The sequence below is a fragment of the Allobosea sp. 05T422_2 genome (assembly GCF_056396265.1).
Genome location: NZ_JBFTLD010000368.1, coordinates 1 through 5454 on the forward strand (window position 1 = coordinate 1; position 5454 = coordinate 5454).

Consider the following 5454-nt stretch of genomic DNA (forward strand, 5'->3'; position numbering starts at 1 on the left):
TCCTGATAGTAGGCGAGATTGACCCAGGTCAGCAGCATCTTGCCGAGCATCTCGTCGGCCTTGACGAGATGGTGCAGATAGGCGCGCGCATAGCCGTTGGCAGCCTGGCAGCTCGACTGCGCGTCGATCGGCCGGGGATCGTCGGCGTGCTTGGCATTGCGCAGGTTCATCCGGCCGAAGCGGGTGAAGATCTGGCCATGGCGCCCGGCACGGGTCGGCATCACGCAGTCGAACATGTCGATGCCGCGGCTCACCGACTCGACGATATCGTCGGGAGTGCCGACGCCCATCAGGTAGCGCGGGCGCTCCTGCGGCAGATGCGGCTCTACCGTCTCGATCATCGCGAGCATCACGTCCTGCGGCTCGCCGACCGCAAGGCCGCCGATCGCATAGCCCTTGAGGTCCATGTCGACGAGCGACCTGGCACTCTCGACACGCAGGGACGGCACGGAACCGCCCTGGACGATGCCGAAGAGCGCCCTGCCCGCGGGATTGCCGAAGGCCGTCTTGCAGCGTTCGGCCCAGCGCAGCGACAGGCGCATCGCCTTCTCGGCGACGATATCCTCGCATGGCAGCGAGACGCATTCGTCGAGCTGCATGACGATGTCGGAGCCGAGCAGGTTCTGGATCTCGACCGAGCGCTCGGGCGAGAGCATGTGGCGCGAGCCGTCGATATGCGACTGGAAGGTCACGCCCTCCTCGGTCAGCTTCCGAAGCTGGGAGAGCGACATCACCTGGAACCCGCCGGAATCGGTGAGGATCGGGTGCTGCCAGTTCATGAAACTGTGCAGGCMGCCAAGACCCGCGATGCGCTCCGCGCCGGGGCGCAGCATCAGGTGATAGGTATTGCCGAGCACCACATCGGCGCCGAGCGCCTTGACCTGCTCGGGATACATTCCCTTCACGGTCGCGGCTGTGCCGACCGGCATGAAGGCCGGGGTGCGGATTACGCCGCGTGGCATGCGGATCTCGCCGGTACGGGCAGCGCCGTCCCGACCGAGCAGATGGAAGCTGAAATCGGTTGTCATGCGCAGCGAGGTAGCGCAGCCGCAGCGACAACGGAAGTGCAGCGCACGCCGGCCCACCGTGACGGCACGGCCGAGCCCGGCATGGCCATGGTCCTGGATCAGCGCGGGAAGGCCGCCTCGTAGAGCGCCGGCTTGAAACCGACCAATGTCCGCGAGCCAAGGTCGAGCACCGGCCGCTTGACCAGGGAGGGCTGCGCCAGCATCAAGGAAATTGCCTTGCCAGTGTCGAGCCCCTGCTTGTCGGTATCGGCCAACGCCCGAAACGTGGTGCCGGCGCGGTTCAGGATCGTTTCCCAGCCATGTTCCGCGCACCATGCCTCGAGACTGGCGCGCGCCACGCCAACGGCCTTGTAGTCATGGAAGCGATAGGCGACCCCGTGCTCGTCCAGCCAGGTTCGGGCCTTCTTCATCGTGTCGCAGTTCTTGATGCCGTAAATCGTGATCGCCATGTCGCCCTCTGCCTGAACGCCTTGGTCTAGGCAGGGATTGGGCCAGGCTCAACCGACGCGCGCCTTCTCCCCCAGAAAATCGAGCAACGCCCGGATACGCGCCGGCAGAGGTCCGCCCTGCCCGAGATAGACGGCGTGCACCTCCTCGAGATCGCCCGGATTGCTCTCCTCCAGAACCGGCCGCAGTCTTCCGGCCCGAATATCCTCGCGCACGGTGAAGGTCGCCAGCCGCGCGAGCCCCACCCCCGCGACAGCCAGATGCCGCAATGCCTCGCCATCGCTGGTCTGCGTGCTGCCGACGATCGGGACGGTGACGGCTTGACMGCCATCGAGCAGCGGCCAGCCTTCTATGGTGCGGGCGTAGCAGAGGCCGATACGGTTATGGCCGTCGAGTTCCGCGACACTCTTCGGCTCGCCGAACCGCTCCAGATAGATCGGCGCCGCGACGATCGTCATGCGGGTCGCGCCGAGCTTGCGGGCGATGAGATTGGAGCTCTTCAGCGGACCGGCCCTGACCGCGACATCGGTACGCTCTTCCATGAGGTCGATGATGGCATCGGTCTGCACGAGGTTGAGCGTCACGCCCGGGTAGCGCGCCAGGAATTCCGGCACGACCGGCGCGAGAATATGCGTGCCGTAGGAGGCGTTGGTATTGAGGCGAATGCGGCCCGCCGGGCTCTCGCTGGAGGAGGCGCTACGCTCCGCCTCGTCCAGGTCGGCCAGGACACGGATGCTGCGCTCATAAAAGATGCCGCCTTCGGGCGTGAGCTGGAGCTTGCGCGTCGAGCGGTTGACCAGTCTCGTGCCAAGGCGGCTCTCCAGCCGGGCGACGAGCTTGCTGACGGCCGAAGGCGTCATCCGGAAGGCACGGGCCGCCGCCGAGAAGCCGCCGAGCTCGACGACCCGGGCAAAGACCTCCATCTCGCCGGAGCGGTTGATCTCCAAACGCGCCATGATGAATTCATCTCACAAATGATATTCCTTGCGGCAGTCTAACGCACGATGCTGCAGCGCGCCATCTTGCCGCGAGACATCCTCCCGTCTTGCGGACAACCACCATGCCCATTGCACTCTATGCTCTCACCGCCGGCGCCTTCGGCATCGGCGTCACCGAATTCGTCATCATGGGACTCCTGATCGAGGTCAGCGCCGATCTCGGCGTCTCGATCGCTTCGGCCGGCCTGCTGATCTCCGGCTATGCGCTGGGCGTCGTCGTGGGGGCGCCGCTGATGACAGCMTTCACCGCGCGCTGGCCGCGCAAAACCGTGCTGCTCGCCCTCATGGTCATCTTCACGCTCGGCAACGCCGCCTGCGCTCTGGCTCCGGACTACGGACTGCTGATGGCAGCGCGCATCCTCACCGCCTTCGCGCATGGCACCTTCTTTGGCGTCGGCTCGGTCGTCGCCACCGGCCTGGTGCCGCAGGAGCGCAAGGCCTCTGCCATCGCGATCATGTTCACCGGCCTGACGATCGCCAATATCCTCGGTGTGCCGTTCGGCACCTGGCTCGGGCAGCAGCTCGGCTGGCGCGCCACCTTCTGGGCTGTGACGCTCGTCGGCATCGTCGCGCTCGCCATCATCGCGGCCTTCGTGCCGAAGGATAAGGCGGCACCGGAGGCGAGCGACTGGCGCACCGATTTGAAGGCGATGGCGCAACGCCCCGTACTGCTCGGCCTGCTGACGACTGTCCTCGGCTTTGCCGGCGTCTTCGCGGTCTTCACCTATATCGCGCCAATCCTGACCAGGGTGACCGGGCTCGGCGATAGCCTGGTCTCACCGGTCATGCTCGTCTTCGGGGGTGGGTTGATCATCGGCAACCTGATCGGCGGGCGGCTGGCCGACCGTTACCTGGTCCCGACGGTGATCGGCAGCATGCTCGTCCTGGCGCTGGTGCTCGGGCTGATGACCTTCGCCATTCACGACGGCATCGCAGCCACCATCTTCGTCGGGCTGCTCGGCGCCGCCGGCTTCGCCACCGTCCCTCCCCTTCAGATCTGGGTGCTGGAGAAGGCTTCCGGGGCTGGCCAGAGCCTCGCCTCCAGCCTCAACATCGCCGCCTTCAATCTCGGCAATGCGCTCGGCGCCTGGGCGGGCGGCGCGGTGATCGACCATGGGCCCGGCCTGACGGCCGTCCCCCTCGTCGCAGCGCTGATGCCGATCGGCGGCCTCGTGGTCGCCCTCTGGAGCCTGCGCCTCGATCGCAAAGCCGCGGTCACGGCACCGGCCCTGAGTGGCTGCTGAGCGATTTCATCCAACCAGACTTATCTGCTCCATCACACCACCAAGGAGAGCCATCATGGACTATCGTAATCTCGGAGCATCCGGCCTCAAGGTCCCCGCCCTCAGCTTCGGCGCCGGAACCTTCGGTGGCCAGGGTCCGCTCTTCGGCGCCTGGGGCACCACCGACGCCAGAGAAGCCCGGCGACTGGTCGACATCTGCCTTGAGGCCGGTCTCACCCTGTTCGACACCGCCGATGTCTATTCCAACGGAGCRTCCGAGGAGGTGCTGGGCGAGGCGATCAAGGGGCGCCGCAACGAGGTGCTGATCTCGACCAAGACCAGCCTTCCGATGGGCGATGGACCAAACGATGCCGGATCGTCGCGCCCGCGCCTGATCAAGGCGGTCGAAGATGCGCTCCGCCGGCTCGGCACCGAGCATATCGACCTGTTGCAGCTCCACGCCTTCGATGCCCATACGCCGATCGAGGAGGTCCTGTCGACGCTCAGTGACCTCGTGCGCGCCGGCAAGCTCCGCTATGTCGGCGTCTCCAACTTTGCCGGCTGGGAGCTGATGAAGTCGCTCGCACTCGCGGAGAGGCATGGCTACCCGCGCTATGTCGCGCATCAGGTCTATTACTCGCTGGTCGGGCGTGACTACGAATGGGAACTGATGCCGCTCGGGCGCGACCAGGGCGTSGGCGCRYTGRTCTGGAGCCCGCTCGGCTGGGGCCGCCTCACCGGTAGGCTGCGCCGCGGCCAGCCGCTGCCGGAGGGAAGCCGCCTGCACCAGACCGCCGAGTTCGGTCCGCCGGTCGACGATCACAGGCTCTATGCGGTGGTCGATGCGCTCGACGAGGTCGCCAAGGAGACCGGCCGATCGGTACCGCAAATCGCGATCAACTGGCTGCTTCAGCGCCCGACCGTGTCGAGCGTCATCATCGGCGCCCGCAACGAGGAGCAGCTCCGGCAGAATCTCGGAGCGGTCGGCTGGTCGCTGACTGCAGAGCAGATCGCACGGCTGGATGCAGCAAGCAGCGTGACCGCGCCTTATCCCTATTTTGCCTATCGCCGTCAGGCGGGGTTTGCGCGGCTCAACCCGCCCATCGTCTGAGACAGCAGGACAAGCCAGCCTGACGCCCGAGCGGCGTCAGGCATTGACTGCCAGCGCAGCCACAACGGTCATGGTGAGCAGGGCGATCTGCGTCAGCTGAAGTTCGCCCTGACGGATCCAGTAGCCAAACCAGAGCCCGCCGCTCATCATCGACAGCCAGACCAGCGCCATCACGCCCAGCCCCGCAGTCGAGAACCAGATGCCCCGCGCCGGAGCCGCGGCAGTCAGGCAGGCACGGATCAACTCAAACCCACCAAGGCCGAGCAGCGCTGTCGCAAGGGCCTGCATCGCGAGGATTGCGGCAAGCGCGAGAACAGACCAGTGATCGCAGCGCAGCGCCCGCCGGAGCAGCGGCGTCGGGATCGCGGGCTCCTCCCTGAGTGGCGTCATCGCCAATGTTCGCGCAATGGCGCCGGCCGCCCCACGGAAGTCGCCAATATTGTTCAGGACCGTGATCGCCGACCAGAGCGAAAGACCGCAGACCAGCATCGTCTTGAACAGCAGGATCGCTGAGGGCAGATCAGGCACGATCCACGTCTCCGGCAGGTTTTGAAGCGCGTTTGAGGAGGACCTGCATCTGCCGGGCGGACTGAATGTCGCCTCGCCGCTCGGCCGCCGAAATTCCACGCTGCCACGCTGTGCACGCC

The 5454-nt window shown here is 66.2% G+C and carries 6 protein-coding genes; 2 read left to right on the forward strand and 4 right to left on the reverse strand.

All coding sequences use genetic code 11. The features are described 5' to 3' along the window. The 3 genes from tgt to AC1DJT_RS34010 all read right to left on the reverse strand — a co-directional run. Positions 1-1028 (reverse strand): tRNA guanosine(34) transglycosylase Tgt (gene tgt / locus AC1DJT_RS34000; RefSeq protein ID WP_476835805.1); only part of this gene is annotated, 1028 nt, incomplete at its 3' end. Between the two features lie 98 nt (positions 1029-1126). Continuing rightward, positions 1127-1477 (reverse strand): ArsC family reductase, encoded by a 351-nt coding sequence (locus AC1DJT_RS34005; protein WP_441505491.1) that lies wholly within the window; start codon positions 1475-1477, stop codon positions 1127-1129. A 48-nt stretch (positions 1478-1525) separates the two neighbouring features. Next, complete coding sequence (locus AC1DJT_RS34010; RefSeq protein ID WP_476835806.1) at positions 1526-2431, reverse strand: LysR family transcriptional regulator; 906 nt, start codon at positions 2429-2431, stop codon at positions 1526-1528. 104 nt (positions 2432-2535) lie between these two features. Between AC1DJT_RS34010 and AC1DJT_RS34015 the strand changes: the two genes are divergently transcribed. Further along, positions 2536-3717 (forward strand): MFS transporter, encoded by a 1182-nt coding sequence (locus tag AC1DJT_RS34015; RefSeq protein WP_476835807.1) that lies wholly within the window; start codon positions 2536-2538, stop codon positions 3715-3717. A gap of 55 nt (positions 3718-3772) precedes the next feature. Then, complete coding sequence (locus AC1DJT_RS34020) at positions 3773-4807, forward strand: aldo/keto reductase (RefSeq protein WP_476835808.1); 1035 nt, start codon at positions 3773-3775, stop codon at positions 4805-4807. A gap of 36 nt (positions 4808-4843) precedes the next feature. On the opposite strand, the gene AC1DJT_RS34025 is transcribed toward AC1DJT_RS34020, so the two are convergent. Then, entirely contained in the window at positions 4844-5335 is a 492-nt protein-coding gene (locus AC1DJT_RS34025; RefSeq protein WP_441491894.1) for a DUF2165 family protein, read from the reverse strand. Between the last annotated feature and the right edge of the window lie 119 nt (positions 5336-5454).

Excerpts from the sequence above, each read along its gene's own strand:
- AC1DJT_RS34005 (WP_441505491.1), bottom strand. The coding sequence starts at position 1,477 with ATGGCGATCACGATTTACGGCATCAAGAACTGCGACACGATGAAGAAG.